At 65.3% G+C, this 25,572-nt stretch carries 26 protein-coding genes; 21 read left to right on the top strand and 5 right to left on the bottom strand.

The genetic code is table 11. The annotated features are described in order from the left end of the window. Positions 1-51 precede the first annotated feature (51 nt). From J1M81_RS12600 to hisI, 7 genes are all read left to right on the top strand, one after another. Positions 52-1,158: an MFS transporter gene (locus J1M81_RS12600; protein ID WP_032374330.1), complete on the top strand. Its 1,107-nt coding sequence runs from the start codon at positions 52-54 to the stop codon at positions 1,156-1,158. A gap of 9 nt (positions 1,159-1,167) precedes the next feature. Then, positions 1,168-1,797, top strand: coding sequence for an imidazole glycerol phosphate synthase subunit HisH (hisH, locus tag J1M81_RS12595; protein WP_206498136.1), 630 nt, complete (start codon positions 1,168-1,170; stop codon positions 1,795-1,797). After that, positions 1,794-2,009, top strand: a complete 216-nt coding sequence (locus tag J1M81_RS12590) for a hypothetical protein (protein ID WP_206498135.1) — start codon at positions 1,794-1,796, stop codon at positions 2,007-2,009. The genes hisH and J1M81_RS12590 overlap by 4 nt, the downstream gene beginning before the upstream one ends. An 83-nt stretch (positions 2,010-2,092) precedes the next feature. Continuing rightward, complete coding sequence (priA, locus tag J1M81_RS12585) at positions 2,093-2,827, top strand: bifunctional 1-(5-phosphoribosyl)-5-((5-phosphoribosylamino)methylideneamino)imidazole-4-carboxamide isomerase/phosphoribosylanthranilate isomerase PriA (RefSeq protein ID WP_206498134.1); 735 nt, start codon at positions 2,093-2,095, stop codon at positions 2,825-2,827. Positions 2,828-2,833: 6 nt separating this feature from the next. Continuing rightward, positions 2,834-3,664: an inositol monophosphatase family protein gene (locus J1M81_RS12580; protein WP_206498133.1), complete on the top strand. Its 831-nt coding sequence runs from the start codon at positions 2,834-2,836 to the stop codon at positions 3,662-3,664. Next, positions 3,661-4,434 carry an imidazole glycerol phosphate synthase subunit HisF gene (gene hisF / locus J1M81_RS12575; RefSeq protein WP_206498132.1) on the top strand — a complete coding sequence of 258 codons (774 nt, stop codon included), beginning with the start codon at positions 3,661-3,663 and terminating at the stop codon, positions 4,432-4,434. Before J1M81_RS12580 ends, hisF begins: the two co-directional genes overlap by 4 nt. 14 nt (positions 4,435-4,448) lie before the next feature. Continuing rightward, positions 4,449-4,802 carry a phosphoribosyl-AMP cyclohydrolase gene (gene hisI, locus J1M81_RS12570; RefSeq protein ID WP_027497285.1) on the top strand — a complete coding sequence of 118 codons (354 nt, stop codon included), beginning with the start codon at positions 4,449-4,451 and terminating at the stop codon, positions 4,800-4,802. Here hisI and J1M81_RS12565 read toward each other — a convergent pair. Together J1M81_RS12565 and J1M81_RS12560 are read right to left on the bottom strand one after the other, a co-directional pair. After that, entirely contained in the window at positions 4,793-5,299 is a 507-nt protein-coding gene (locus tag J1M81_RS12565) for a MarR family winged helix-turn-helix transcriptional regulator (RefSeq protein WP_045841353.1), read from the bottom strand. The genes hisI and J1M81_RS12565 overlap by 10 nt on opposite strands. An 88-nt stretch (positions 5,300-5,387) precedes the next feature. After that, positions 5,388-5,849 (bottom strand): peroxiredoxin, encoded by a 462-nt coding sequence (locus J1M81_RS12560; protein ID WP_027497283.1) that lies wholly within the window; start codon positions 5,847-5,849, stop codon positions 5,388-5,390. Between the two features lie 104 nt (positions 5,850-5,953). Between J1M81_RS12560 and J1M81_RS12555 the strand changes: the two genes are divergently transcribed. From J1M81_RS12555 to J1M81_RS12500, 12 genes are all read left to right on the top strand, one after another. Then, positions 5,954-7,510 carry an anthranilate synthase component I gene (locus tag J1M81_RS12555; RefSeq protein ID WP_228139413.1) on the top strand — a complete coding sequence of 519 codons (1,557 nt, stop codon included), beginning with the start codon at positions 5,954-5,956 and terminating at the stop codon, positions 7,508-7,510. After that, positions 7,507-8,172: a TIGR02234 family membrane protein gene (locus tag J1M81_RS12550; RefSeq protein WP_027497281.1), complete on the top strand. Its 666-nt coding sequence runs from the start codon at positions 7,507-7,509 to the stop codon at positions 8,170-8,172. Before J1M81_RS12555 ends, J1M81_RS12550 begins: the two co-directional genes overlap by 4 nt. 79 nt (positions 8,173-8,251) lie before the next feature. Further along, on the top strand, positions 8,252-9,061 hold the full coding sequence (trpC, locus tag J1M81_RS12545) for an indole-3-glycerol phosphate synthase TrpC (RefSeq protein ID WP_206498131.1): 810 nt from the start codon (positions 8,252-8,254) through the stop codon (positions 9,059-9,061). 120 nt (positions 9,062-9,181) lie between these two features. After that, positions 9,182-10,453: a tryptophan synthase subunit beta gene (gene trpB / locus J1M81_RS12540; RefSeq protein WP_045841352.1), complete on the top strand. Its 1,272-nt coding sequence runs from the start codon at positions 9,182-9,184 to the stop codon at positions 10,451-10,453. Then, positions 10,450-11,253, top strand: a complete 804-nt coding sequence (gene trpA / locus J1M81_RS12535; protein ID WP_027497278.1) for a tryptophan synthase subunit alpha — start codon at positions 10,450-10,452, stop codon at positions 11,251-11,253. The genes trpB and trpA overlap by 4 nt, the downstream gene beginning before the upstream one ends. Beyond that, positions 11,250-12,236, top strand: coding sequence for a prolipoprotein diacylglyceryl transferase (gene lgt / locus J1M81_RS12530; protein WP_032368071.1), 987 nt, complete (start codon positions 11,250-11,252; stop codon positions 12,234-12,236). Before trpA ends, lgt begins: the two co-directional genes overlap by 4 nt. Continuing rightward, positions 12,229-13,074, top strand: coding sequence for a TM2 domain-containing protein (locus J1M81_RS26835; protein ID WP_206498130.1), 846 nt, complete (start codon positions 12,229-12,231; stop codon positions 13,072-13,074). The genes lgt and J1M81_RS26835 overlap by 8 nt, the downstream gene beginning before the upstream one ends. Positions 13,075-13,111: 37 nt before the next feature. Further along, the gene (locus J1M81_RS26335; RefSeq protein WP_052061431.1) at positions 13,112-13,726 is read left to right on the top strand and encodes a TM2 domain-containing protein; all 615 of its coding nucleotides are present in this window, start codon (positions 13,112-13,114) and stop codon (positions 13,724-13,726) included. A gap of 263 nt (positions 13,727-13,989) precedes the next feature. Further along, positions 13,990-18,558, top strand: coding sequence for a glutamate synthase large subunit (gene gltB, locus J1M81_RS12515; protein WP_241258067.1), 4,569 nt, complete (start codon positions 13,990-13,992; stop codon positions 18,556-18,558). Further along, positions 18,551-20,056, top strand: a complete 1,506-nt coding sequence (locus tag J1M81_RS12510) for a glutamate synthase subunit beta (RefSeq protein ID WP_027497275.1) — start codon at positions 18,551-18,553, stop codon at positions 20,054-20,056. The genes gltB and J1M81_RS12510 overlap by 8 nt, the downstream gene beginning before the upstream one ends. Positions 20,057-20,178: 122 nt before the next feature. Further along, positions 20,179-21,597, top strand: a complete 1,419-nt coding sequence (pyk, locus tag J1M81_RS12505) for a pyruvate kinase (RefSeq protein ID WP_027497274.1) — start codon at positions 20,179-20,181, stop codon at positions 21,595-21,597. Next, positions 21,598-22,527: an acyl-CoA thioesterase II gene (locus tag J1M81_RS12500; RefSeq protein ID WP_032370334.1), complete on the top strand. Its 930-nt coding sequence runs from the start codon at positions 21,598-21,600 to the stop codon at positions 22,525-22,527. It begins immediately after the preceding gene. Here J1M81_RS12500 and J1M81_RS12495 read toward each other — a convergent pair. Then, positions 22,493-23,014, bottom strand: coding sequence for a DNA-deoxyinosine glycosylase (locus J1M81_RS12495; protein ID WP_032400007.1), 522 nt, complete (start codon positions 23,012-23,014; stop codon positions 22,493-22,495). The genes J1M81_RS12500 and J1M81_RS12495 overlap by 35 nt on opposite strands. A gap of 56 nt (positions 23,015-23,070) precedes the next feature. Between J1M81_RS12495 and J1M81_RS12490 the strand changes: the two genes are divergently transcribed. Next, complete coding sequence (locus J1M81_RS12490; RefSeq protein WP_027497271.1) at positions 23,071-23,274, top strand: hypothetical protein; 204 nt, start codon at positions 23,071-23,073, stop codon at positions 23,272-23,274. On the opposite strand, the gene J1M81_RS12485 is transcribed toward J1M81_RS12490, so the two are convergent. Beyond that, complete coding sequence (locus J1M81_RS12485; RefSeq protein ID WP_032400008.1) at positions 23,250-23,741, bottom strand: DUF1772 domain-containing protein; 492 nt, start codon at positions 23,739-23,741, stop codon at positions 23,250-23,252. The genes J1M81_RS12490 and J1M81_RS12485 overlap by 25 nt on opposite strands. Positions 23,742-23,863: 122 nt before the next feature. Between J1M81_RS12485 and J1M81_RS12480 the strand changes: the two genes are divergently transcribed. After that, complete coding sequence (locus tag J1M81_RS12480; protein ID WP_206498129.1) at positions 23,864-24,853, top strand: AraC family transcriptional regulator; 990 nt, start codon at positions 23,864-23,866, stop codon at positions 24,851-24,853. On the opposite strand, the gene J1M81_RS12475 is transcribed toward J1M81_RS12480, so the two are convergent. Then, positions 24,838-25,569 (bottom strand): AAA family ATPase, encoded by a 732-nt coding sequence (locus J1M81_RS12475; protein ID WP_032400010.1) that lies wholly within the window; start codon positions 25,567-25,569, stop codon positions 24,838-24,840. The genes J1M81_RS12480 and J1M81_RS12475 overlap by 16 nt on opposite strands. Positions 25,570-25,572: the final 3 nt, after the last annotated feature.

Here is a 25,572-nt window from a genome sequence, read left to right as displayed (position 1 = left end):
GGTGCTCGTGCGTTGAGTGGTCTGAGTTCGATTCGTGGCCTCCCGGCCGCGATGGCCATGGGTGCGGCCGCGTTCGGCGGCTGGGGCCTGTTGCTCCCGGTGGTTCCGCTGGCGGTGTCGCAATCGGGTTCGTCCGACGCGGTGGCGGCAGCCAGCACCGCGATCTTCATGGCCACCACGGTCATCACCCAACTGTTCGTTCCCTCGATGCTGGTTCGCGTCGGCCATCGGCCCGTACTTGCGGCCGGTTGCCTGCTTCTGGGTGTTCCGGCGTTGCTGTTCATCGTGTCGGTGCAGGCCGTACCGGCACTGGCCGTATCGGCGCTGCGGGGCACGGGTTTCGGAATGTTGACGGTCGCCGGGGCCGCCATCGTCGCCGAGTTGGCACCGACCCACTTGCTCGGCCGCGCGACGGGAGCACAGGGGATCGCGGTTGCGTTGTCGCAGATGGTGACGTTGCCGCTGGGCCTGGTGATCTTCGCGGCCAGCCCGACGGCGGTGTTCGTACTGGGGGCTCTGGTTCCCGCTGCGGGCTTGATCGGGGTGGCTCTGTTACCGCCGACCCGCCCCGCACCGCAACCGGCTCGGGTCGACCGGGTCCGCCTCGACGCTCGGCGGTTCCTGGTGCCGTGCCTCGTCGTTGCGTCGGTGTCGGCGTCGTACGGCGGCATCACCAGTCTGCTGCCGATCGCCGAATCCGAGCGAGCCGCGATGATCGGCGTGGCCCTCGCCGTGGTCAGTGCCGCGATGCTGGTCGGTCGATATGCCGCCGGCTCGGTTGCCGATCGCATCGGAATCGGCCGGTCGGTGGTGCCTGCGCTCATCTCCGCGGCCCTGGGCGTCGGTTTGTTCGCCGTTGCCGCCGCAGGTGACATGCCTGCCGCACTGTTCTTCGTCGCCGCGGTGTTGTTCGGAATCGGTTACGGCGCATGCCAGAACGACAGTCTGGTGATGGCCTTCGACGCGGCGGGGCCCGCGCGGTACAGCAGCGCCAGTGCCGTGTGGAACATCAGCTTCGATGCCGGTACCGGCGCAGGGGCGCTCGCCCTCGGTGTGATCGCGACGAGTGTGGGCTACACCGCCGGGTTCACTGCAGGTGCAGCCACCGTTGCCGTTGTCGCGGCGGTGGCACTGATCGCGCGTCCACGTCCCCGATAGACTCGTTCCATGACTTCTGTGGTGTTGCTCGACTACGGCTCGGGCAATCTGCATTCGGCGAAAAGGGCGTTGGCCCGCGTCGGTGCCGACGTGACGGTGACCTCCGACTTCGACGAAGCCCTGAATGCAGAAGCGCTGGTGGTTCCCGGGGTCGGTGCATTCGCCGCCTGTATGGAGGGTCTGACGGCCGTTCGAGGTGAGCGCATCATCGGGCGTCGTCTCGCGGGTGGCCGCCCGGTACTGGGAATTTGCGTCGGCATGCAGATCCTCTTCGATCGCGGTGTCGAGTTCGGCGTCGAGGCGGACGGGTGCGGCGAATGGCCGGGCACTGTCGAACGCCTGCAGGCCGAAGTGCTCCCGCACATGGGTTGGAACACCGTCGAGTCTCCGGAGAACAGCGTGCTGTTCGACGGCATCGACCGCGAGACACGGTTCTATTTCGTCCATTCCTACGCCGCGCAGCAGTGGGAGCTCGAACCGAGCGAGACCATCGCCGCGCCGTTGCTCACGTGGGCCGATCACGGTGGCCGCTTCCTCGCTGCCGTGGAGAACGGCGCGCTCTCGGCCACGCAGTTCCACCCCGAGAAGTCCGGCGACGCCGGTGCCGCGTTGCTCGAGAACTGGGTTCGATCGGTGTGAGCGAACGCGAGTTCTCGCTCGGCCGGTTGGCGTTTCGAGCGCTCGGGGCGGCAGTTGCGGTACTCGCCCTCGCGACCGTGTCGATTGCTATGTGGCAGCCCACCGCCGGCGTTGCTCTGCTCATCGCGTTGGCCGGAGTTGTCGGGGCGATCACGGCCATGGGGGTCGTGTCCACGCGCATGACGCGCAAGGAACTCGGTCCCGACAGCTGACGGTTCGTCCCGGCGGCCTGCGGATCCGGGCAGTGCTGACCCGTTTTGAATTCGACGCGAGTCGGCCCGTAGCATAACCGCACGTGAGCCTGGTCTTATTGCCTGCTGTCGATGTCGCAGGCGGCGAAGCTGTCCGTCTCGTTCAAGGGGAAGCCGGTAGCGAAACGAAGTACGGTTCGCCCCGTGATGCCGCCCTGGCGTGGCAGAACGACGGTGCCGAGTGGGTCCATCTGGTGGATCTCGATGCCGCGTTCGGGCGGGGGTCCAACCGTGAACTGTTGGCCTCGGTGGTCGGTGAGCTCGATGTGAAGGTCGAGCTCTCGGGCGGGATTCGCGACGACGATTCCCTGCGCGCCGCCCTCGCAACCGGATGCGCACGCGTCAACCTGGGTACGGCGGCTCTGGAAGACCCCGAGTGGTGCGCTCGTGCGATCGGCGAATTCGGCGATCGTGTCGCGGTCGGCCTCGACGTGCTGATGGTGGACGGTGCGCCTCGTCTGCGTGGCCGCGGTTGGGTCAGCGACGGCGGTGGCCTGTGGGAGGTACTCGAGCGGCTCGAACGCGACGGCTGCTCGCGGTACGTCGTCACCGACGTCACCAAGGACGGCACCCTGACCGGCCCGAACCTCGAACTTCTCGCCGACGTGTGCGACAGGACCGACAAGCCGGTCATCGCGTCCGGCGGCGTGTCGACGATCGCCGACCTCGAAGCGATCGCCGGACTGGTCGACCGTGGCGTGGAGGGATCCATCGTAGGAAAAGCCTTGTACGCGGGGCGTTTCACACTGCCCGATGCCCTCACGGCAGTGTCTCGGTAACGACGAATGACCCTTCCCGAGGAACCGAGTCGTCTGCTCGAGATCGCCGGTGGGTTGCTCGACGGCATCCATGATCGGTTCCTCGCGGGCGTCGGCGCACCGAGTGCCGTGCAGAAGGGCCCCGACGACTTCGCCACCGCGGTGGATCTCGAACTCGAGCGTCGTCTGGGCGCGGAACTGTACGACGCCACCGGAATCGCCGTTCACGGTGAAGAGTTCGGCGGTCCCGACCTGAACTCCGGTCTCGTATGGGTACTCGACCCGATCGACGGCACATTCAACTACTCCTCCGGATTGCCCTCTGCCGGAACGTTGTTGGCGTTGCTCGACGACGGGGTGCCGGTCCTCGGGCTCACGTGGCTACCGCTGGTGAATCAGCGATTCTCTGCCGTGGCAGACGGCCCGTTGCTTCTGAACGGGGTACCGCTACCCGCACTGCAACCGAAGTCGTTGCGGGAGTCGATGATCGGGTTCGGTGCGTTCAACGTTGCCAGCCGGGGATCCATCCCCGGCCGCTTCCGGTTTCGCATTCTCGAAGAGTTGTCGATGCACTCCTCGCGGCTGCGCATGCACGGTGCCACCGGAGTCGATCTGGCGTACACCGCCAGCGGCGTACTGGGCGGTGCGGTGGTCTTCGGATACCGCGCCTGGGACAACGCTGCCGGGGCCCTGCTGGTTCGTGCTGCGGGCGGAATCGTCACCGATCTCGATGGCCGACCGTGGACCATCGATTCGAAGTCGGTGCTCGCGGCCGGCCCCGGAGTACACGGCGAACTGCTGAAGGTGATCACCGAACTCGGTGCACCCGGCGACTATCTGGAAGGACCGGTGCGATGAGCGTTGCGGTCAGAGTGATCCCGTGCCTCGACGTCGATGCCGGACGTGTCGTCAAGGGCGTCAACTTCGAAAACCTCCGCGACGCAGGCGATCCCGTCGAGCTCGCGGCAGCGTACGACGCACAGGGAGCCGACGAACTGACGTTCCTCGACGTCACGGCGTCCACATCCGATCGAGGAACCATGCTCGACGTCGTCAGCCGCACCGCCGAGCAGGTGTTCATTCCCCTGACCGTCGGTGGGGGAGTACGCACTGTCGCCGACGTCGACCTACTGCTGCGGGCCGGTGCCGACAAGGTCAGCGTCAACACCGCGGCCATCGCTCGGCCGGAGTTGCTGCGCGAGCTCAGCGAGCGATTCGGGTCCCAGTGCATCGTCCTGTCGGTCGATGCACGCACCGTCCCGCAGGGACAGCCGGACACCCCGTCGGGCTGGGAAGTCACCACCCACGGAGGCAAGCGTGGAACCGGTATCGACGCCGTCGAATGGGCAGTACGCGGTGCCGAACTGGGAGTCGGTGAGATCCTTCTCAATTCGATGGATGCCGACGGCACGAAGGCCGGGTTCGACCTGCCGATGATCGCGGCGGTCCGGTCCGCCGTGCACGTTCCCGTCATCGCCAGCGGAGGAGCAGGGCGCGTCGAACATTTCGCGCCGGCCGTCCACGCCGGAGCCGACGCCGTCCTTGCCGCAAGCGTGTTCCACTTCGGTGACCTCACCATCGGCCAGGTCAAAGAATCGATGCGCGCCGAGCGCATCGTCGTCCGCTAGCGAAGAGGTTTTCGATGACTCTCGACCCGACGCTGTCCGCCCGGCTCAAGCGAAACGAGGCCGGGCTGTTCAGTGCTGTGGTGCAGGAGCGCTCGACCGGCCAGGTACTGATGGTTGCCTGGATGGACGACGAAGCGTTGTCGCGCACGCTCGCGACGCGCAAGGGCACCTACTACTCCAGGTCCAGGCAGCAGTACTGGGTCAAGGGCGAGACCTCGGGGCACACGCAGTACGTGCACGAGGTGCGGCTCGATTGTGACGGGGACACTGTGCTGTTGGTCGTCGACCAGATCGGCGCGGCATGCCACACCGGCACCCACACCTGCTTCGACTCCGACGTGCTGTTGGGGCCCGCGGCTCAGGCGTGACCGGTTCCTGCGGCAATTCCCTTGTCCAGCTGAGTGAGTAGCGTCGTGCTCAGAGTCGACAGTCGACCCACCTCCGCGTCGGACAATCCGTCGAATATCAGAGCCTGCACTGTCTCGACGTGTCCTGGCGCCGATGCCACGACCTTTTCCATGCCGGCGTCGGTCAGCACCGCATAGGAACCGCGGCTCCCCGGAATACTCTCGCGGCGAACCCATCCCGCTTTCTCGAGCTTGGTGACCACGTGCGACAGACGTGACAGTGACGCGTTGGCGTACTCCGCGAGATCGCGCAGTTGAATTCGTCGCTGTGGATTCTCGCTGACGACCGCGAGGACGAAGTAATCGAAGTGGGTCAACTGCGAATCGCGTTGCAGCTGGGCGTCCAATGCTGCGGGCAGTCGGGTGACCAGGGCGACGAGCGCGCGCCACGCCTCTTGCTGGCTCTCGGTGAGCCAGCGGGGATCCACCGCATCATTCGGTGTCGCCGACGTGTCCATCGCGGGTACCTCTCGATCGAGACAGTTGTGTTCTGCACATGATGCCTCGAGCATCCCCGGGCCCGAGGCATCGCGTCGAACAATCGGCCTAGCTGCGGTGCGCGCGCAGGTATTCCAGCGCCTTGTCCGCGTGGGCCTCGAATCGCAGCTCACTGGAGAAACTCTCGAGGACCTTGCGGTCGGTACCGATGACGAACGTCGCGCGCTTGACCGGGGAGAGCTTGGCGAGCAGGCCGCGCTTGACCCCGAATGCGGTCGCGACGGCACCGTCCTCGTCGGAGAGCAACGGATAGTCGAACGATTTGGCGGCGGCGAACTCGGCCTGCTTGGCGACCGCGTCGGCGCTGATGCCGACCCGGGTGGCACCCACCTCGGCGAATTCGCCTGCGAGATCGCGGAAATGGCAGGCTTCGGCGGTGCATCCGGGGGTGAATGCAGCCGGGTAGAAGAACAGCACTATCGGACCGTCGGTCAGCAATTCGGTCAGCGTTCGCAGCTTTCCGGTCTGGTCCGGCAGGGAAAAATCGGGAACGAGCTCGCCTGGTTTCATGGTCGGCAGGTTACCGCGCGCGAGGGTGTCGCCGCCGAACCTGGGAGGATGGGGTCATGCACGGCGAGACGACTCCCCATACGAGCCCCACCGAGACCGCATCCATGGACGCCGCACCCATCGACGCCCAACCCACCGATGCCGCGGACTCGACCACGTCCCGGGAGGTGTTCCGCCAGCTCGCCGCCGAGCATCGAGTGGTGCCGGTGACGCGAAAGGTGCTCGCCGACTCCGAAACTCCGTTGTCGGCGTACCGCAAGCTTGCCGCCGACCGACCCGGAACGTTCTTGCTCGAATCCGCGGAGAACGGGCGGTCGTGGTCGAGATGGTCGTTCATCGGTGCGGGTGCGCCTGCGGCGCTGACGGTGGTCGACGGCGAGGCGGCGTGGCGCGGCAACGTGCCCGCAGGTGTCCCGAGCGGCGGTGACCCCCTCGACGTGTTGGCTCGAACCTTGGAGCTACTCCATTCCGAGCGCGTGCCGGGCCTGCCGCCGTTGACCGGCGGAATGGTCGGATATCTCGGATACGACTCGGTGCGGCGCATCGAGAAGCTGCCCGAACATGCGCAGGACGACCTCGGCATCCCCGAGATGGTCATGTTGCTGGCCACCGATCTGGCGGCCGTGGACCATCACGAAGGATCGATCACCCTGATCGCGAACGCGGTCAACTGGAACGGCACCGACGAGCACGTCGACCGGGCCTACGACGACGCGGTGAGTCGCCTGGACCGGATGTGCGCGGATCTGTCCGAGCCTGCTGCGTCGACGGTGTCGGTCTTCTCCAAGTCCGCGCCCCGTTTCCGCAGGCAGCGGACATCGGAGGGATTCGGTGCCGATGTCGAGCGGCTGGTCGAGGAGATCGAGGCCGGTGAAGCGTTTCAGGTGGTGCTCTCGCAGCGCTTCGAGATGGACACCGAGGCGTCTCCTCTCGACGTCTATCGCATGCTGCGGGCCTCGAATCCCAGCCCGTACATGTATCTGATGCACGTGCCGGGGGAGAACGACGAGACGGCGTTCTCGATCGTCGGATCCAGCCCCGAAGCTCTCGTGACGGTCAAGGACGGTCTGGCGACCACGCACCCGATCGCCGGGACGCGCTGGCGCGGTGCCTCCGAGGAGGACGACGTGCTGCTCGAGAAGGATCTGCTGGCCGACGAGAAGGAGAACGCGGAGCATCTGATGCTCGTAGATCTCGGTCGCAACGATCTCGGCCGAGTGTGTGCTCCCGGGACGGTGCGCGTGGGCGACTACCGCCATATCGAGCGCTACAGCCACGTCATGCACCTGGTGTCGACGGTGACGGGACGTCTCGCCGAGGGAAAGCGGGCTCTGGACGCAGTCAAGGCGTGCTTCCCCGCGGGCACGCTGTCGGGTGCACCCAAGGTGCGGGCGATGGAACTGATCGACGAGCTCGAACCGACGCGGCGTGGCATCTACGGCGGCATCGTCGGCTATCTCGACTTCGCAGGGGACGCCGATACCGCAATCTCGATTCGCACCGCGCTCATCAAGGACGGCACGGCGTACGTGCAGGCCGGTGCCGGAGTCGTGGCCGACTCGGTAGCGGAATACGAGGACGACGAAGCGAGGAACAAGGCCATGGCCGTGCTGAGTGCCGTCGCAGCAGCCGAAACGCTGCGTGAGGTAGGTGGCCGATGACCGAACGCTCCGGCGGCCGCGGATCGGCCGTTCTGCCTGTCGTGCTGCTCGTGGTTGCGGCCGCATGCCTGTGGGGTGCGTCCAGAATGACGTGGGTGAGCGTGACGTCCTCCGACGGTCTCGGCGAGAGCCGGACCGACGATCTCGTCGGCAGTACCTGGGCCGCGGCGACGACTCCTCTCGCCTTGGTGCTTGTCGCTGCTGTGGCGGCCTCGTTCGCGGTGCGCGGGTGGGCATCTCGGGTTCTGGCGTTGCTCATCGCGGTGGTTGCGATCGCTGCGGCGATTCCGGCCGTTCGGCTACTCGCCGCGGGGGCTTCGGACTCGGAGGCGGCTGCGCTCGCCGAGCTCCCGGCTCGTGCCGAGGTGACGATGACGACGGCATCGACACTGCCTGCGCTGATCACGCTCGCAGGGGCCCTGTGTGCGTTCGCGGCGGCTGCCCTGTCGATTCGGAAATCTTTTGGCCCACAGGTACTCTCGTCAAAGTACGCAGCTCCGGCTGTGCGGCGCGACGAAGTGGCTCGCCGGGCCGCTGGAACCACGTCCGCCGTGGGTGCACAGGACGAGGGTGAAGACCTGACCGAGCGCATGATGTGGGACGCGCTCGATGCCGGTGAAGACCCTACCGACGAGTCCGGTACCCGGCGTTCGTCGGATTGATTCGGCCCTCTACGCTAGGTTCCGACCTCGATGAGATTCCTCACATCGAATGTCGACGCTCAGAAAGGACTGGGGCACCATGACTGTTCTCGACTCGATTCTCGACGGTGTACGAGCCGACGTGGCCGCGCGTGAATCGGTGATCGATTTCGCTGCGGTGAAGGCAGCAGCGAAGCTGGCCCCGGCACCTCTCGACGCGGCGGCTGCCCTCCGCGAGGACGGCATCGGCGTCATTGCCGAGGTCAAGCGTGCGAGCCCGTCCAAGGGTGCGTTGGCCGACATCGGTGATCCTGCGGTGCTCGCGCGTGCCTACGAGCAGGGTGGCGCTCGCGTCATCAGCGTGTTGACCGAGGAGCGTCGATTCCGGGGATCGCTCGCCGATCTCGACGCGGTGCGAGCCGCAGTCTCGATTCCTGTGCTGCGCAAGGATTTCATCGTCGGTCCGTACCAGATCCACGAGGCCCGAGCCCACGGCGCGGACGTCATCCTGCTGATCGTCGCGGCCCTGGAGCAGGACGCACTCACGTCTCTTCTCGATCGCACGGAGTCACTCGGCATGACGGCACTCGTCGAGGTCCACACCGAGGCCGAGGCCGATCGCGCACTCGAGGCGGGTGCCAGCGTCATCGGTATCAACGCCCGCAACCTCAAGACCCTCAAGATCGATCGCGACAGTTTCGGCCGTATCGCGCCCGGCCTGCCCAGTGAGATCATTCGCGTTGCCGAGTCGGGAGTGCGGGGCACCGCCGATCTTCTCGCGTACGCCGGAGCCGGCGCCGACGCAGTGTTGGTCGGAGAAGGTCTGGTCACCGCGGGCGATCCGCGCACTGCGGTCTCGGACCTGGTGACGGCGGGCACGCACCCGTCGTGCCCGAAACCCGCACGCTGAACCGGCACCCCACCCGAACGCGGCGACGGTCCGCCGTTGGGGCACACTGGAGGGGTGAGCACCAGCCAAACTTCTTCCGCCGCGGACGCCCCTCAGGTAGTCCGCTTCAAGGGCGCTGATCTGCCGCAGAGCAGCATCGGCCTCACCGATCGCAGCGCGCACGAGCCCGACGTGGGCGGTCACTTCGGCGTGTACGGGGGCAGGTTCGTGCCCGAGGCGTTGATGGGTGTGATCGAGGAAGTCACCGCCGAGTACGAGAAAGTGCGCAGCGACAACGAGTTCCTCGGTGAGCTGGATCGGCTGCAGCGCGATTACACCGGTCGCCCATCTCCGGTGTTCGAGGCGACCCGGTTGTCCGAGCATGCCGGTGGCGCTCGGATCCTGCTCAAGCGAGAAGACCTGAATCACACCGGTTCTCACAAGATCAACAACGTGCTCGGGCAAGTTCTGCTCGCCAAGCGAATGGGCAAGACTCGTGTCATCGCAGAGACCGGTGCCGGTCAGCACGGCGTCGCGACCGCCACGGCCTGTGCCCTGATGGGTCTCGACTGCGTCGTCTACATGGGTGAGGTCGACACCGAGCGCCAGGCCCTCAACGTCGCCCGGATGCGTTTGCTCGGGTCGGAAGTCGTCGCAGTGAAGTCCGGTTCGCGCACTCTCAAGGATGCGATCAACGAGGCACTGCGAGACTGGGTCACCCACGCCGACAACACTTATTACTGCTTCGGAACCGTCGCGGGGCCGCATCCGTTCCCGGTGATGGTCCGCGATTTCCAGCGCATCATCGGCCTCGAAGCGCGGCAGCAGGTCCTCGCATCCACCGGCCGCCTGCCCGATGCCATCGCGGCATGCGTCGGCGGCGGGTCCAACGCCATCGGAATCTTCCACGCGTTCATCGACGACGCCGATGTGCGTCTCGTCGGGTTCGAGGCTGCCGGCGACGGAGTCGAGACCGGTCGTCACGCGGCGACCATCAGCGGTGGTACGCCTGGAGCCCTGCACGGTGCCTACTCGTACCTGCTGCAGAACGAGGACGGCCAGACAGTCGAATCCCATTCCATCTCAGCAGGATTGGACTATCCCGGGGTCGGACCCGAGCATTCGTACCTGCACGACATCGGGCGCGCCGAGTACCGCGGCGTGACGGACACCGAGGCGATGAACGCCTTCAAGCTGCTGTGCCGCACCGAGGGCATCATCCCGGCCATCGAATCGTCGCACGCCATCGCCGGCGCACTCACCCTCGGCAAGGAACTGGGTGAAGGTGCCATCATCCTGGTCAACCTGTCCGGTCGCGGCGACAAGGACGTCGACACCGCAGCCGAGTGGTTCGGTCTGATCGACGGAGACGGCGAAGCGAACGTGGACGACGAAGCAGGTATCAAGCCATGAGCAACAACGACTCTCGCCTCTCCGGGACGTTCGCCCAGTGCCGTGCCGAAGGGCGCGCTGCACTCGTCGGATACTTGCCCGCCGGCTTTCCGACCGTCCCCCGGTCGATCGAGGTCTTCAAGACCATGGTCGATGCCGGGTGCGACATCGTCGAGGTCGGCATCCCGTACTCCGATCCGGTGATGGACGGCCCCACGATCCAAGCTGCTGCAGACGTGGCGCTGCGGGCCGGTGCCCGGGTCAAGGACGTCTTCGCCGTCACCGAGCAGGTCGCAGCCGCGGGTGGCAAAGCGGTCGTCATGACCTACTGGAATCTGGTGCTCAAATACGGCATCGAGAATTTCGCCCGGAGCCTCGCCGATGCGGGTGGACTCGGAATCATCACTCCCGACCTGATCCCCGATGAGGCTCAGGAATGGATCGAGGTCTCGGATCGGTACGGACTCGACCGAATCTTCCTCGTCGCACCGTCGACGACGGAGGAGCGACTCGTCAGCACCGTCGAAGCCAGCAGCGGCTTCGTCTACGCCGCCTCGACGATGGGCGTGACCGGTGCCCGCGACGCGGTGTCCTCGATGGCACCGGCGTTGGCGGCGCGTATCCGCGAGCATTCCGACATTCCGATCGGCGTCGGTCTCGGCGTTCGGTCGGGCGCACAGGCTGCCGAGATCGCGAAGTATGCCGACGCGGTCATCGTCGGCTCGGCTTTGGTGACCGCTGTCGACAACGGTCTCGACGCGGTTCGTGACCTGACGACCGAACTCGCCGAGGGTGTCCGCTCCGCTAACGTAGCGTCGTGACTTCGACCGCCTTCCTGGCCTACATTCCCAGTCCCGCGCAGGGGGTGTGGCACGTCGGACCGCTCGCGCTCCGTGCCTACGCCCTGTTCATCATCATCGGCATCGTGGTGGCCGTGGTGTGGGGAGATCGCCGGTGGGTCGCTCGCGGCGGAACCAAGGGCACGGTCCTCGACGTCGCCGTGTGGGCCGTACCTTTCGGGCTTCTCGGTGGCCGGCTGTACCACGTGGCCACCGACTGGAAGACGTACTTCGGTGCCGGCGGTCGGCCGATCGAGGCGCTCTACGTGTGGAATGGCGGCCTCGGAATCTGGGGCGCGGTGTTCCTCGGCGGAGTCGGCGCCTGGATCGCGTGTCGTCGACGCGGCATCCCACTCCCGGCATTCGGTGACGCGGTAGGCCCGCCGATCCTGCTGGCCCAGGCAATCGGCCGCATCGGCAACTACTTCAACCAGGAGCTCTACGGTCGCGAAACCACGCAACCGTGGGGTCTCGAGATCTACGAGCGACTCGATGCGAACGGCCGGCTCGATCCGCTGAACGGCGTGTCCACCGGAATGGTCGAGAAGGTCGTCCACCCGACGTTTCTCTACGAACTGCTGTGGAGCGTCCTGATCGTCGTCCTCCTGGTACTCGTCGACCGGAAGTACACGATCGGCCACGGTCGACTGTTCGCGCTCTACGTGGCCGGATACTGCGTCGGTCGGTTCTGGGTGGAACTCATGCGAGACGACTTCGCGACGAAGATCGCCGGCATTCGCGTGAACTCGTTCACCTCGGCGATCATCTTCGTGCTCGCGGTCGCGTATTTCGTTCTCGCCACCAAGGGTCGCGAAGACCCGGCGGCATTGAAGTCGAACGACGACGACGGTCGCGACAGCGAAGACAAGACGGGTGGCGAGTCCGCCGACGGCGATACGCAGGAAGGCACGGGCGAGACATCGTCCGAGAAGAAAGCCGAGGAAGAAGGCAGTACCCGTGGTTGATTTCGAGAAGAGGGCACACCCCGACCCTGCTGATTCGGGCGGCGGCACCGACAAGTCGGCCGGCTCTTTCGGTACACCGTTCGACTACGACGCAACGGCCGAGGCGTCGCTCTCCGAGCCGCCCGCGACATCCGAGTCTGCACCCTCGCACGGTCCCGCCGGTTCTACCGGACCGGGCTGGGACACCTATTCGGGTATCGGCAACGGGCCCGGCTGGTCCAGTACTCCTAGCTATCCGGCCCCCAGCCCAGACGGCAGTATCGACAATTCGATCGGTGGCCTTCCGCCGTCCGCCGGTTACCCGACACCGGGATCCGAGTACCAGGGATACGGTCAGCCGGGTTACGGCCAACAGTCGCCCTACGGTCCACCACAGGGGTACGGCCAGCACTCGGGCTACGGCCAGCAGTCGGGCTACGGCCAGCAAGGGTACGGCCAGCAGGGTTACGGCCAGCAGGGTTACGGCCAGCAGGGGTATGGCCAGCAGGCCTATGGCCAAGCACAGGGCTTTTCGGCCGGGCCCGGTTTCGGTGTCGGACCCGACGCGCCGTACGGGCGGGATCCGGTCACCGGTGAACCGTTGTCGGACAAATCGAAGATCGTCGTTGGACTACTTCAGCTGTTCCTCGGCTGGCTCGGTGTGGGTCGTTTCTACATCGGTAGCACCGGAATCGGTGTCGCGCAGTTGCTGCTGTTCTTCTTCGGCGTGCTGCTGACCGTGGTGTTCGGCCTCGGCTTGATTCTGTTGTTCGGACTGTTCGTGTGGCATGTCGTGGACGCCGTGCTGATTCTCGTCGGCAATGTTCCCGACAGTCGCGGGCTCAAGCTGCGAGACTGATCGACCTACCCGTAGCGCGTCGTCGAGGGAGTTCGTTGTGAGTGATTCAGGTACATCGTCATCGGACGGATCGACACCGGGCGGATCGGCGGGAGACGGCTCGGGTTCGGAGCCCACCATCTCGTTCGAGAAGAACGCGGCACCGGGCCCGGTGTACGGCGCACCCGACCCCAGCTACGGTCCGCCGAATTGGGGCAGTGATCCGTACGGCGCGTCCGGAGGTGACGACCGTAGCTCCGGTGCACCGGACGGTCCACCGCCCGGTGCGGGTTACCCGCCGCCCCCGTTTCCGGGCGGTCCCCAATACGGAGGTCCCCAGTACGGAGGACCCCAGTACGGAGGACCCCACTACCTAGGCCCCCAGTACGCCGGTGCTCCCGGTTGGGTGGATCCGAGCGCTCCTTACGGACGGCATCCCGTCACCGGTGAACCGTTCTCGGACAAGCAGAAGCTCACTGCCGGGCTGCTGAACATCCTGCTGGGTGTTTTCGGCGCAGGACGCTTCTATTTGAATCAGCCGGGAATTGCGGTGGCGCAGATCGCGGTCACGTGGCTCACGTGCGGCATCGGCGGTATCTGGCCGCTGATCGACGGGATCATGATGCTCACGGGCAGCGTGCGCGATGAACACGGGCGCCCCCTGCGCGACTGAGCCCAGCGCCGTTCGCGATTGCATCGTTGCGATCGGCAACTGATACGATTTCGCCATCCGAGAGCGATCTCGGATTCTTTCGCGGGCCAGAGCTGTCCCGGTGAATTCCCGATAGGCATCGAATTCGGTCGATCCGGCACTTTATGTCGGTTCGGGCGACCAGCCGGCGGGGTAGCCGAGGCTCACAGTGCAGCGTGTCGACACTGCGCCATCCGAAGCACCCACCGGTCTACGTGGAGGTGATCGTGGTGTTGTTTTCTCGGATGCCTGCCGAGCAAGGACTGTACGACCCGAGCGCGGAGAAGGACTCCTGCGGCGTCGCGATGATCGCGGACATCGCCGGACGCCGTTCGCACTCGATCGTGTCCGACGGTGTTCTGGCACTGGAGAATCTGGAACATCGTGGTGCTGCCGGTGCCGAGCCCAACAGTGGTGACGGCGCGGGCATTCTGATCCAGCTGCCCGTAGAACTTCTCGATTCGTTGTCGTCGTTCGAGTTACCGTCCGCCAACGGCGACGGCGAGAACACCTTCGCGGCGGGTGTCTGCTTTCTGCCGCAGGGCATCCGTGAGCGCGGGTCGGCCGTGCAGCGAGTCGAATCCATTGCAGCCGAAGAGGGTCTCGAGGTCCTGGGGTGGGTTCCGGTCGAGGTCGATCCCGATCGTGCCGATGTCGGACTGACGGCGCTCGGATGCATGCCGTACATGAGCTATCTCTTCGTCGCGGCCCCCGAGGTCGACGGTTCACGTCCGGCCGGTCTCGAACTCGACCGATTGGTGTACGGGCTGCGTAAGCGGTCGGAGCGCGTCACCCCGGAGATCGAGGCAGAAGGCTCGGGCCTGTTCTTCCCTTCGCTGTCCGCACGCACCATCGTCTACAAGGGCATGCTCACCACCATGCAGCTGCCCCTGTTCTTCCCGGAGCTGCGTAACCCGTTGTGTACGAGTGCAATTGCCATCGTGCACAGTCGTTTTTCCACCAATACCTTCCCGTCGTGGCCGTTGGCGCACCCGCACCGCTACGTAGCGCACAACGGAGAGATCAACACGGTCAAGGGCAACAGGAACCGGATGCGAGCTCGGGAAGCGATGCTGTCCAGCGATCTCATCCCCGGCGATCTGGAGCGGCTCTTCCCCATCTGTAATCCCGATGCATCCGATTCGGTGTCGCTCGACGAGGTCCTCGAATTGCTGCACCTGGGCGGCCGGAGCGTTCCCCACGTCGTGATGATGATGGTGCCGGAGCCGTGGGAGAACCATCGCACGATGGATCCGCGGGTACGGGCGTTCTATCAGTTCCACTCGTCGATGATGGAAGCGTGGGACGGTCCGGCCTGCGTCACGTTCACCGACGGTAGCTACGTCGGGGCCGTTCTCGATCGCAACGGTCTGCGCCCCGGTCGGTGGTGGCAGACGGCCGACGGTCGGGTGATCCTCGCCAGCGAGGCGGGTGTCCTGGACGTGCCGCAATCTCAGGTCGTCGCCAAGGGCCGCCTCGAACCGGGCAAGATGTTTCTGGTCGACACCGTCGCCGGGCGTCTCGTTCCCGACGAGGAGATCAAACTGCAACTGGCGCAGGAACATCCCTACCAGGAATGGCTGCACGCCGGATTGCTGGAAATCAAGAGCCTGCCCGAGCGCGCCCACATTCAGTACAACCACGAGTCCGTGATTCGCAGACAGATCGCCTTCGGCTACACCGAGGAAGATCTCCGCGTCGTGCTCACGCCGATGGCCGCCTCCGGGGGCGAGCCACTGGGGTCGATGGGGACCGACACCCCGTCCGCGGTGATGTCCCAGCGATCTCGTCAGCTGTACGACTACTTCATCGAACTGTTCGCGCAGGTCACGAACCCGCCACTCGACTCCATCCGAGAAGAGATCGTGACGTCGTTGTCGCGAGTGATGGGACCGGAGCAGAATTTGCTCGAGCCCACTGCCGCGTCGTGCAGGCAGATCGTGTTGCCGTGGCCGGTGCTCGACAACGACGAACTCAACAAGATCATCCACATCGACGACGACGGTGATCATCCCGGTCTGTCGGCGATCGTGCTGCGCGCACTGTACGAGGTCGAGCGTGGTGGGGAAGGTCTGGCCGAGGCCATCGAAGAACTGCGCATGCGGGCATCGGAAGCCATCGCTGCCGGCTACCGCACGCTGATCATCTCCGATCGCGATTCGGACCACACTCGGGCACCGATTCCGTCCCTGCTGGCCACCTCAGCTGTGCACCACCACTTGGTGCGCACCAAGGAACGCACCAAGGTCGCTCTCGTCGTCGAGTCCGGCGATGCACGAGAAGTGCACCACCTGGCCTTGCTGATCGGATTCGGTGCGGCGGCGGTCAACCCGTACCTGGCCATGGAGTCGATCGAGGACCTGGTCGGCGAAGGCGAGCTCACCGGGGTCGAACCCACTGTCGCGGTGCGCAACTACCTGTACGGGCTCGGCAAGGGCGTGCTCAAGGTCATGTCCAAGATGGGCATCTCGACCGTCGGGTCCTACACCGGCGCACAGGTTTTCGAGGCGGTCGGTCTCGATCGCGAGGTCGTGCGCGAGTACTTCAAGGGCACCGTCAGCAAGCTCGGCGGAGTCGGTCTCGACGTCCTCGCCGAAGAGGTCAAACTCCGTCACCGGAAGGCATACCCGGAGAATCCCACCGACCGTGTTCACCGCCGCCTCGAGATCGGCGGCGAGTACCAGTTCCGGCGTGAGGGCGAACTTCACCTGTTCACTCCCGAGACGGTGTTCCTGTTGCAGCACGCAACACGCACCGGTCGCTACGACGTGTTCCAGAAATACAGCGACGAAGTGAACCGGCTCGCCCGTGAGGGGGGCGCACTCCGGGGCCTGTTCGAGTTCAAAGACCAGGTGCGCACGCCTGTTCCGCTCGACGAGGTGGAGCCGGTCGAGTCCATCGTCACTCGGTTCAACACCGGCGCGATGAGCTACGGATCCATCTCTGCCGAGGCGCACGAGACCATGGCCGTTGCAATGAACAATCTGGGTGGGCGCTCCAACTCCGGTGAGGGCGGAGAGGACGTCGACCGCCTCTACGATCCGAGCCGGCGCAGTGCGGTCAAGCAGGTCGCGAGTGGACGGTTCGGGGTGACCAGCGATTATCTGGTCAACGCCACCGACATTCAGATCAAGATGGCGCAGGGTGCCAAACCCGGTGAGGGCGGGCAGCTGCCCGGTTACAAGGTGTACCCGTGGGTGGCCAAGACTCGGCACTCGACGCCCGGGGTCGGCCTGATCTCCCCGCCTCCGCACCACGACATCTATTCCATCGAGGATCTCGCGCAGTTGATCCACGATCTCAAGAACGCCAACGAGAACGCGCGCGTCCACGTCAAACTCGTCAGCTCGGTAGGAGTGGGCACGGTGGCGACGGGAGTGAGCAAGGCGCACGCCGACGTCGTACTGATCTCGGGATACGACGGTGGCACGGGCGCGGCTCCGTTGACGTCTCTCAAGCATGCCGGTGCGCCCTGGGAAATCGGGCTGGCCGACGCCCAACAGACGTTGGTGCTCAACGGACTTCGCGATCGCATCACCGTCCAGTGCGACGGCGGAATGCGCACCGGCCGTGATGTGATCGTCGCGGCGCTGCTCGGTGCCGAGGAATTCGGGTTCTCGACGGCACCTCTGATCGTCGCGGGATGCATCATGATGCGGGTCTGCCATCTCGACACCTGCCCAGTGGGTGTCGCGACTCAGAACCCCGAACTGCGCAAGCGATTCACCGGCAAGCCCGAGTTCCTCGAGGACTTCTTCAGGTTCGTCGCCGAGGATGTGCGAAAGTACCTCGCGCAGCTCGGGTTCCGCAGCATCGACGAGGCCGTCGGCCATGCCGACGTGCTCGAGACCGCTGCCGGCGTCGCACATTGGAAGAGCAAGGGACTCGACCTCGCACCCATCTTCGCGATGCCGGTGGATCGACACGGCGCGCCCATGACGCAGCGTCGACGCCTACGCGATCAGGACCACGGCCTCGATTTCGCGCTGGATCGCACGCTGATCCAGCTGGCCGAGGGCGCATTGGAGGACGCGCATCCGGTGACGCTGGAGCTGCCCGTGCGCAACGTCAACCGCACGGTCGGAACACTTCTGGGGTCCGAGGTCACGCGACGCTACGGCGCGGCCGGGTTACCCGACGACACGATTCGCGTGTCGTTCACCGGCTCTGCCGGGCAATCGCTCGGGGCATTCCTGCCGCCCGGAATCACGATCGATCTCGTCGGCGACGCGAACGACTACGTGGGCAAGGGCCTGTCGGGAGGACGCATCGTCGTCCGACCGGCCGAGGACGCACCGTTCGTTGCCGAGGACAACGTCATTGCCGGAAACACGATTCTCTACGGAGCCACGTCGGGGGAGGTGTACCTGCGCGGTAAGGCGGGGGAGCGGTTCGCCGTGCGCAACTCCGGAGCCGTTGCGGTCAACGAGGGCGTGGGAGATCACGCCTTCGAGTACATGACGGGCGGACGGGTGGTCGTGCTCGGGCCGACCGGACGCAACATGGCGGCCGGCATGTCGGGCGGTATCGCCTTCGTTCTGGGTCTCGACCCCGCGGACGTGAACACGGCAATGGTCGAGTTGCAGGTTCCCGATCCGGACGATCTGGTGTGGCTGCGCGAGACGGTCGAGAACCACGAGCGCTGGACCGGCTCCACCGTCGCGGCATCGCTGCTCGCCGACTGGCCCCGCCGGTCCGCTCTGTTCACCAAAGTCATGCCCGTCGACTACCAGCGAGTGCTGGAGGCGACACGAATGGCGCGCGCCGAGGGGCGCGACGTCGACGCTGCGATCATGGAGGCTGCACGTGGCTGATCCACAGGGATTTCTGAAGGTCGTCAAGCGTGAGGCCGCCAAGCGTCCTATCGACGAACGGGTCAGGGACTGGAACGAGGTGTACTCGGATCAGCCCAGCAGCGAACGCGCAGCCGAGGTCTCGGAACAAGCGCGCCGCTGCATGGATTGCGGAATTCCGTTCTGCCACTCCGGAACTGCCGGATGCCCGCTGGGCAACCTGATTCCGGAATGGAACGATCTCGTGCGCCGCGATCGGTGGGACGCGGCCAGTGATCGGTTGCACGCCACCAACAACTTTCCGGAGTTCACCGGACGAGTGTGTCCGGCTCCGTGTGAATCTGCCTGTGTCCTGTCCATTTCCGAGGCCGCCACCGGCGGAAGTGTGACGATCAAGCGGGTCGAGCAGACCATCGCAGACCTGGCCTGGGAACAGGGCAGCGTCGTTCCCCAGCCTCCGACGATCACCACCGGTAAGCGAGTGGCCGTCGTGGGTTCGGGTCCGGCGGGACTGGCTGCGGCGCAACAGCTCACCAGGGCCGGGCACGATGTCACCGTGTACGAGCGCGACGATCGGCTCGGTGGATTGCTTCGATACGGAATCCCCGAATTCAAGTTGGAGAAGTCGGTGCTCGATCAGCGGCTGATGCAGATGCGGGCCGAGGGCACGCATTTCGTCACCGAGTGCGAGGTCGGCATCGACTTCACCGTCGAGCAACTGCGCGCGAGCTTCGATGCGGTCGTGCTCGCCGTCGGCGCTTTGCGGGCTCGCGACAATACCGAGGTGATCGGCCGCGAACTCGACGGCATTCACCTCGCGATGGAGCATCTGGTGCCGTCGAACAAGGAATGTGAGGGCGACGGGCCGACGTCGATATCCGCTGCCGGCAAGCATGTGGTGATCATCGGCGGCGGAGACACCGGGGCCGATTGTCTCGGCACGGCTCACCGTCAGGGTGCCGCGTCGGTCACTCAGCTCGACTACAACCCTGCTCTTCCCGGTGCCCGTGACGACGGCCTTTCGCCATGGCCGTCGTGGCCGTTGGTGCTTCGGACGTCGCCTGCTCATGCGGAGGGTGGCGTCGTGCGTCATCAGGTCGCGGTGCAGCGATTTCTCGGCGACGAGCGCGGACATGTGCGCGCCATGGTGCTCGCCGAGGTCGAGGTGCAGCGCGACGCGGACGGGCGACGCATCGTGACGCCCATCGGTGAAGAGGTCGAATTGCCCTGTGATCTGGCATTGTTCGCCATCGGATTCGAGGGTGTCGAACACGGACCGCTGCTCGACGACTACGGCCTGGCGCTGACCAAGCGCGGCGCGTTGTCGTGTGGTCCCGATTGGCAGACGACGGCCCCGGGTGTGTTCGTCTGTGGGGATGCCCACCGCGGTGCGTCGTTGGTCGTGTGGGCGATCGCCGAGGGGCGTTCGGCTGCCAACGGGGTCGACGCTTACCTCACCGGACACTCGGAATTGCCGTCCCCGGTACACCCCACGGCACTGCCTCTGGCGGTGGTGTGACACTCGTCTCTGTACCGGTACAGGTGCTTTCAGCAGCGGCCCGGCGAGGCTACCCGTCGGTAGTATCCGGCCGGGTTCCTCTGCGATAGAGAACAAGGCGTCCAGCGGCTACGCTCGCAACCGTGAGCCGACGTACGAAGATTGTCTGCACCCTTGGACCCGCAACCGCAACCACAGAGCGCATCCGCGAACTCGTCGAGAGTGGAATGGATGTCGCACGACTGAACTTCAGCCATGGCGATCACCCCGATCACCAGGCCAACTACGAGAGAGTTCGCGCCGCATCGGACGCCACCGGCAAAGCCGTGGGCATCCTGGCCGACCTGCAGGGACCGAAGATCCGACTCGGCCGATTCGCCGAGGGCTCCACCACCTGGGCCGCCGGTGAACTCATCCGCATCACCGTCGAGGAGTGCGAGGGCACCCACGATCGCGTGTCGACCACGTACAAGGAGCTGGCTCAGGACGCCAAGGAAGGCGACCGCCTGCTCGTCGACGACGGCAAGGTCGGCCTCGTCGTCACCGGCGTCGAAGGCAACGACGTGCTGTGTCGGGTCACCGAGGGTGGTCCGGTCAGTAACAACAAGGGCGTCTCCCTCCCGGGCATGGACGTCTCCGTTCCTGCCATGAGCGAGAAGGACATTGCGGACCTCGAGTTCGCCCTCGCGCTCGGATGCGATTTCATCGCGCTCTCTTTCGTGCGCTCTCCCGCCGATGTCGAACTCGTCCACGCAGTCATGGACCGCGTCGGCCGCCGAGTTCCGGTCATTGCCAAGCTCGAGAAGCCCGAGGCCGTCGACAACCTCGAAGCCATCGTGCTCGCGTTCGATGCGATCATGGTCGCCCGCGGTGACCTCGGCGTCGAGTTGCCACTCGAGCAGGTGCCCCTGGTGCAGAAGCGCGCGATCCAGATCGCCCGCGCCAACGCCAAGCCCGTCATCGTTGCGACCCAGATGCTCGAATCGATGATCGAGAACTCCCGTCCCACCCGCGCCGAGGCGTCCGACGTCGCCAACGCAGTGCTCGACGGTACCGACGCGGTCATGCTGTCCGGCGAGACCTCGGTCGGCAAGTACGTCATGGAGACGGTGCGGACGATGGCTCGGATCGTCGAGACCGTGGAAACCGAAGGCGACAGCGTTCCTCCTCTGACTCACGTTCCTCGCACCAAGCGCGGTGTCATTTCCTACGCCGCCCGCGATATCGGCGAGCGTCTGGACGCGAAGGCCCTCGTGGCCTTCACCCAGTCGGGTGACACCGTGCGACGGTTGGCTCGCCTCCACACCAAACTGCCGTTGCTCGCATTCACCTCGATCTCCGAGGTCCGCAGTCAGCTGTCCCTGAGCTGGGGCACCGAGACGTTCCTGGTTCCCGATGTGGGCTCGACGGACGCGATGGTCAAAGAGGTCGACAAGGCGTTGCTCGAACTCGGTCGTTACAACCGAGGCGATCAGGTCGTGATCGTCGCCGGTGCCCCTCCCGGCACAGTAGGCTCGACCAACTTGATCCATGTGCACCGAATCGGAGAAGAGGACCGGTAAGTGGTCGAAGCGGGGGGAACCGGCGTCAGCGAGAGCGCGCCGAGCAGTACAGCAGTACGCGGAACCGATCTCGAAACCCTTCTCGGTCTCCTCGCCCTCGAGGAGACCGAGGAGGATGTGTTCATCGGACAGCATCCGGAGCAGGTGGGGAGCCGGACGTTCGGTGGGCAGCTCGTCGCTCAGGCGCTCATCGCCGCCGGCCGGACCGTATCCGGAACGTCCCGGGACGTTCATGCGATCAATGCGCACTTCATCCGCGGTGGTGACGTCAAGAAGCCCATCGAATACCGGGTGAGTCGTCAGCGCGACGGCCGGGCGTTCGCCAACCGGCAGGTCACTGCGCTGCAGGACGGTAACGAGCTGTTCGTCATGCTCGCTGCTTTCCAGGATTTCGGTAAGGGCCTCGAGCACAGCGTCGAGGTGCCCGAGGTTCCGTATCCCGATGCTCTGCCGCCTCTCGGCGACCACTTCGTGGGGTTCGAGGACCGACTGCAGATGTTCGTCGACGCACTCAAACCGATCGACATGCGGTACGCGAACGATCCGGCGTGGATCATGCACGGCACCGGTGAGAAGCTAAACCACAATCGAGTGTGGATGAAAGCGGACGGCGATCTGCCGGACGAGTCGATCTTTCACGCCGCGACCATGGGCTACGCGTCGGACACCACGGTGCTCGATTCGATCATCACCACCCATGGACTGTCCTGGGGACTCGACCGCATCGTGGCGGCGACGGTCAACCACTCCATCTGGTTTCACCGACCGTTCCGATTCGACGAGTGGGCTCTGTATGCGACCGAATCGCCGGTCGCGGCCGGATCGCGGGGACTCGCCACCGGCCGGTTCTTCTCGATGGACGGTCAGTTGCTCGCAACCGTCGTGCAGGAGGGCCTCATTCGCCACTTCCCGAAACGCGTTCGCGCCTGAGTGCTGCCGACCACAGTCGAGTCTTGGCTTCGAGGGTGAGTGAGGCGTGCGCTGGACTGGTGGACGGCAGACGGATGCACTCGACGTCCTGCTGCACCGCGTTCGCGACGTATCTGCGATAGCTGTCGGCAGCTTTGGCTCCGTTGAACAGCACGGTGTCGATGCCGGGATGACCTGCGATGAGGTTCGCGACATCGTTTGCCACGATGGATGATTCGACTATGGCCGAGTCCAGGCTTCCGGTCCGAGTGCACAGCTTCAGTACGTCCCATACGGCAATCCCGCTGCGCGCCAGTCGCTTAGTTCGCGCCTTGTACGGAAGTTCGGGACCGGCACCGAACAGCGCGCCCATGATCGGCCAGAACGCATTTCGGGGATGAGCGTAATACTGCTGAGCAGCAAGCGATGCGACACCGGGCATCGAACCGAGTATCAGCGTGTGAGCGTGCTCGTCGACTATCGGTTCGAAGCTGTGCACGACGTTCATGTCGCGATTACAGCAAACAGCGCGCGCAGGCACTCGGGTGGGACCACAATGGAGAGATGTTGGATCCACGCGTACTCGACAACAACGAACTCGAAGCCGAACTCGCCGCCTTGCGCAGAGGACGCGACGCCGCGATGGACGAAGGCGCGCGAGATGTGTCCACTGCCGATACCGATCATCTCATCGCCCGCTTCGAGGACGAGATTCGCAGGCGTCACCAGGACGGTGAGTCCGATCAGCCCAGCGCGGATCTGCCCTGACCGAGGATCAGCACGGCGCACGCCGCCGTCGACGAGATGATCCGGACGGTGTTCCACCGCGTCCAGTTCGACGTGAACGACTGCCACATGTCGGCTCCCGACGGACTCGCCGGATCCACCGCTGCCAATGCATCGTTGAGTGGGACGTTGAACGCCACCGTGACCACGAAGCAGCCCACCACGTAGAGCGCTGCTCCCGCGCCGACCCAGGTCGATCGCCCACCCTCCGTGGTGATCGCGAGAACGGTTGCGAGAGAACAGGTCAACGCCGTACCGACGAACAGCGTCAGAAACAGTGGGTTGAGGATCGCGGCGTTCGATCTCTGCATCGCGGCGATCGCGTCGGGCACCGGTAACGACGCCAGGCCAGGAAGAACACTGACCGAGAACGCGAGCATGACGCCCGCGACGAGGCCGCATCCGACTGCTGCGACCAGGGTGGCGATCGAGGAGATCTTGTCGATCATCGGTTTTCCTTCCCGGGGATTCGTCGTGCGCTTCCGACCTTTCCGCGTCACGGGTGGATGGACAATGCGCGCAGGGCTCGAATTCATGTCCGATCGTCCCGGCCGTGGGGGACAATTGTCCGGTGCGTGGAGCCGACCCCTGGAAGTCACCCGATCCGCTCGGTGAGGCTTTGCATTTCCTCCGAATGACCGGGTCCTTCTACGTGCGTTCCGAGATGAGTGGCTCGTGGGGGCTGGCCCTGCCCGCGATGGACGACGCTGTGTGGTTCCACACCGTGGTCGACGGGTCGTGTGTGCTGTCGGTCCCCGGGGAGTCGACGCGGGAGCTCGTTCCCGGCGACTTCGCCTTGGTTCCCCACGGGCGTGGGCACGTATTGGCGGCCGACATCGAGTCTGTCGGCGACGCGACCAGCGTGTACGAGGTGCCACACGACTACGTCAGCGACCGGTACGCGGTGATCGCCCAGTGCGATGCGAGCGGACCCGACACCGTGTTGGTCTGCGGGGCCGTCCGGATGGATCATCCTGCGGCGCAGCAGCTTCTTCGTTTGTTGCCGGCGCTGATCGTGATCGACGCAGACAGCGAACGGCGGCGCACACGTATGCAGACCGTCCTCGCGATGGTGGCCGACGAGGCACGATCGCTCGAGCCCGGGGGAGAGGCAGTGATCACGAGGCTTTCCGACGTTCTGGTGATTCAGGCGTTGAGGTCATGGATTGCGGACACTCCGAGCGCGCAGTCCGGTTGGCTGGGAGCGTTGCAGGACGAGCGCATCGGGGGCGCGCTGGCTCGCATTCATCGAAATCCCCACGAGCGATGGACCGTTGCGGCCCTGGCGTCGAGTGCACACATGTCACGTTCGGCGTTCTCGGCTCGATTCACCGCATTGGTCGGCGATTCGGTGATGAGTTACCTGGCGACGTGGCGGATGCAGGTCGCGTACGACACATTGCGGTCCGAGGACGTGGTGCTGGCCGAATTGGCCAGGCGCAGTGGCTATTTGTCGGAGGCAGCATTCGGCAAAGCGTTCAAACGGGCGATGGGAGTCTCTCCGGGGAGTGTGCGTCGTCGTCGGGACGTGGCGTTGGTGCCGGTTCAGTCGAGTAGATGACGGAGATACACGTTCGGATCGTCGAGATATCGCCGCCAGTGCTGGACCAATTCGAGTTCGTCCCAGGTGCTTCGGCGCAGACCGTGTTCACCCACTTCGACGATGTCCGCACCGGGTGTCGAAGCCAGGATCGGTGAATGCGTGGCACAGACGAGCTGCGCCCCCTCCTCGCCCAAGTGGGACATCAGCGCGACCAGGTTCAGGCACGCGGTGAACGACAGGGCCGACTCCGGTTCGTCCAGCACATAGAAGCCCGGTTCGGCCAACATCGCACCGAACATGGTGAGAAAGCCCTCACCGTGGCTCATTTCGGCGGTGTTCTCGTCCCAGAAGCCCGGCATGCCGCCGAGGTTCTCGGCCATCTCGAATGCAGTCTCGGCGCGCAGGAAGAATCCCCGCTTCTGCTCGCGCGGACCCCGCAGCATGCGCGCGCCTCGTGGCGTGGTCTCGAGTTCGAGCACCTCGCCGAGGACGCTCGTCACCTCGTCCAGTCGACGAGACTTCTGCGCTGCCCGACCCCCGCGGGCGTCGATGCCGAAACGCTCTGCGATTGCCTCGACGAGAGTCGACTTACCGGAACCGTTGTCGCCCACCAGAATTGTGACCGGTGCGAGAAACTCGAGTCCCTCGCGCGCGAGGTCGGCGACAGCGGGAACGGTGAAGGGCCACTCCGATCCCACATCGTCGGCGTGGACAAAGGCGCGCTCTACGAACATGAT

The organism is Rhodococcus sp. KRD175, assembly GCF_017168275.1.
GTDB classification, from domain to species: domain Bacteria; phylum Actinomycetota; class Actinomycetes; order Mycobacteriales; family Mycobacteriaceae; genus Rhodococcoides; species Rhodococcoides fascians.
The sequence above is the reverse complement of the archived record's forward strand: the minus strand, read 5'-3'. Positions and strand labels throughout refer to the sequence as shown.

Coding starts and splice junctions, on each gene's coding strand:
- J1M81_RS12495 (WP_032400007.1), bottom strand. CDS start 23,014: ATGAACGTCGTGCACAGCTTCGAACCGATAGTCGACGAGCACGCTCAC.
- J1M81_RS12475 (WP_032400010.1), bottom strand. CDS start 25,569: ATGTTCGTAGAGCGCGCCTTTGTCCACGCCGACGATGTGGGATCGGAG.
- hisF (WP_206498132.1), top strand. CDS start 3,661: ATGAGCGTTGCGGTCAGAGTGATCCCGTGCCTCGACGTCGATGCCGGA.
- J1M81_RS12555 (WP_228139413.1), top strand. CDS start 5,954: ATGGACGCCGCACCCATCGACGCCCAACCCACCGATGCCGCGGACTCG.
- J1M81_RS12600 (WP_032374330.1), top strand. CDS start 52: ATGGCCATGGGTGCGGCCGCGTTCGGCGGCTGGGGCCTGTTGCTCCCG.
- trpC (WP_206498131.1), top strand. CDS start 8,252: ATGACTGTTCTCGACTCGATTCTCGACGGTGTACGAGCCGACGTGGCC.
- gltB (WP_241258067.1), top strand. CDS start 13,990: ATGCCTGCCGAGCAAGGACTGTACGACCCGAGCGCGGAGAAGGACTCC.
- hisI (WP_027497285.1), top strand. CDS start 4,449: ATGACTCTCGACCCGACGCTGTCCGCCCGGCTCAAGCGAAACGAGGCC.
- hisH (WP_206498136.1), top strand. CDS start 1,168: ATGACTTCTGTGGTGTTGCTCGACTACGGCTCGGGCAATCTGCATTCG.
- J1M81_RS12550 (WP_027497281.1), top strand. CDS start 7,507: ATGACCGAACGCTCCGGCGGCCGCGGATCGGCCGTTCTGCCTGTCGTG.
- J1M81_RS12560 (WP_027497283.1), bottom strand. CDS start 5,849: ATGAAACCAGGCGAGCTCGTTCCCGATTTTTCCCTGCCGGACCAGACC.
- J1M81_RS12565 (WP_045841353.1), bottom strand. CDS start 5,299: ATGGACACGTCGGCGACACCGAATGATGCGGTGGATCCCCGCTGGCTC.
- trpA (WP_027497278.1), top strand. CDS start 10,450: ATGAGCAACAACGACTCTCGCCTCTCCGGGACGTTCGCCCAGTGCCGT.
- J1M81_RS12485 (WP_032400008.1), bottom strand. CDS start 23,741: ATGATCGACAAGATCTCCTCGATCGCCACCCTGGTCGCAGCAGTCGGA.
- J1M81_RS12580 (WP_206498133.1), top strand. CDS start 2,834: ATGACCCTTCCCGAGGAACCGAGTCGTCTGCTCGAGATCGCCGGTGGG.
- J1M81_RS12490 (WP_027497271.1), top strand. CDS start 23,071: ATGTTGGATCCACGCGTACTCGACAACAACGAACTCGAAGCCGAACTC.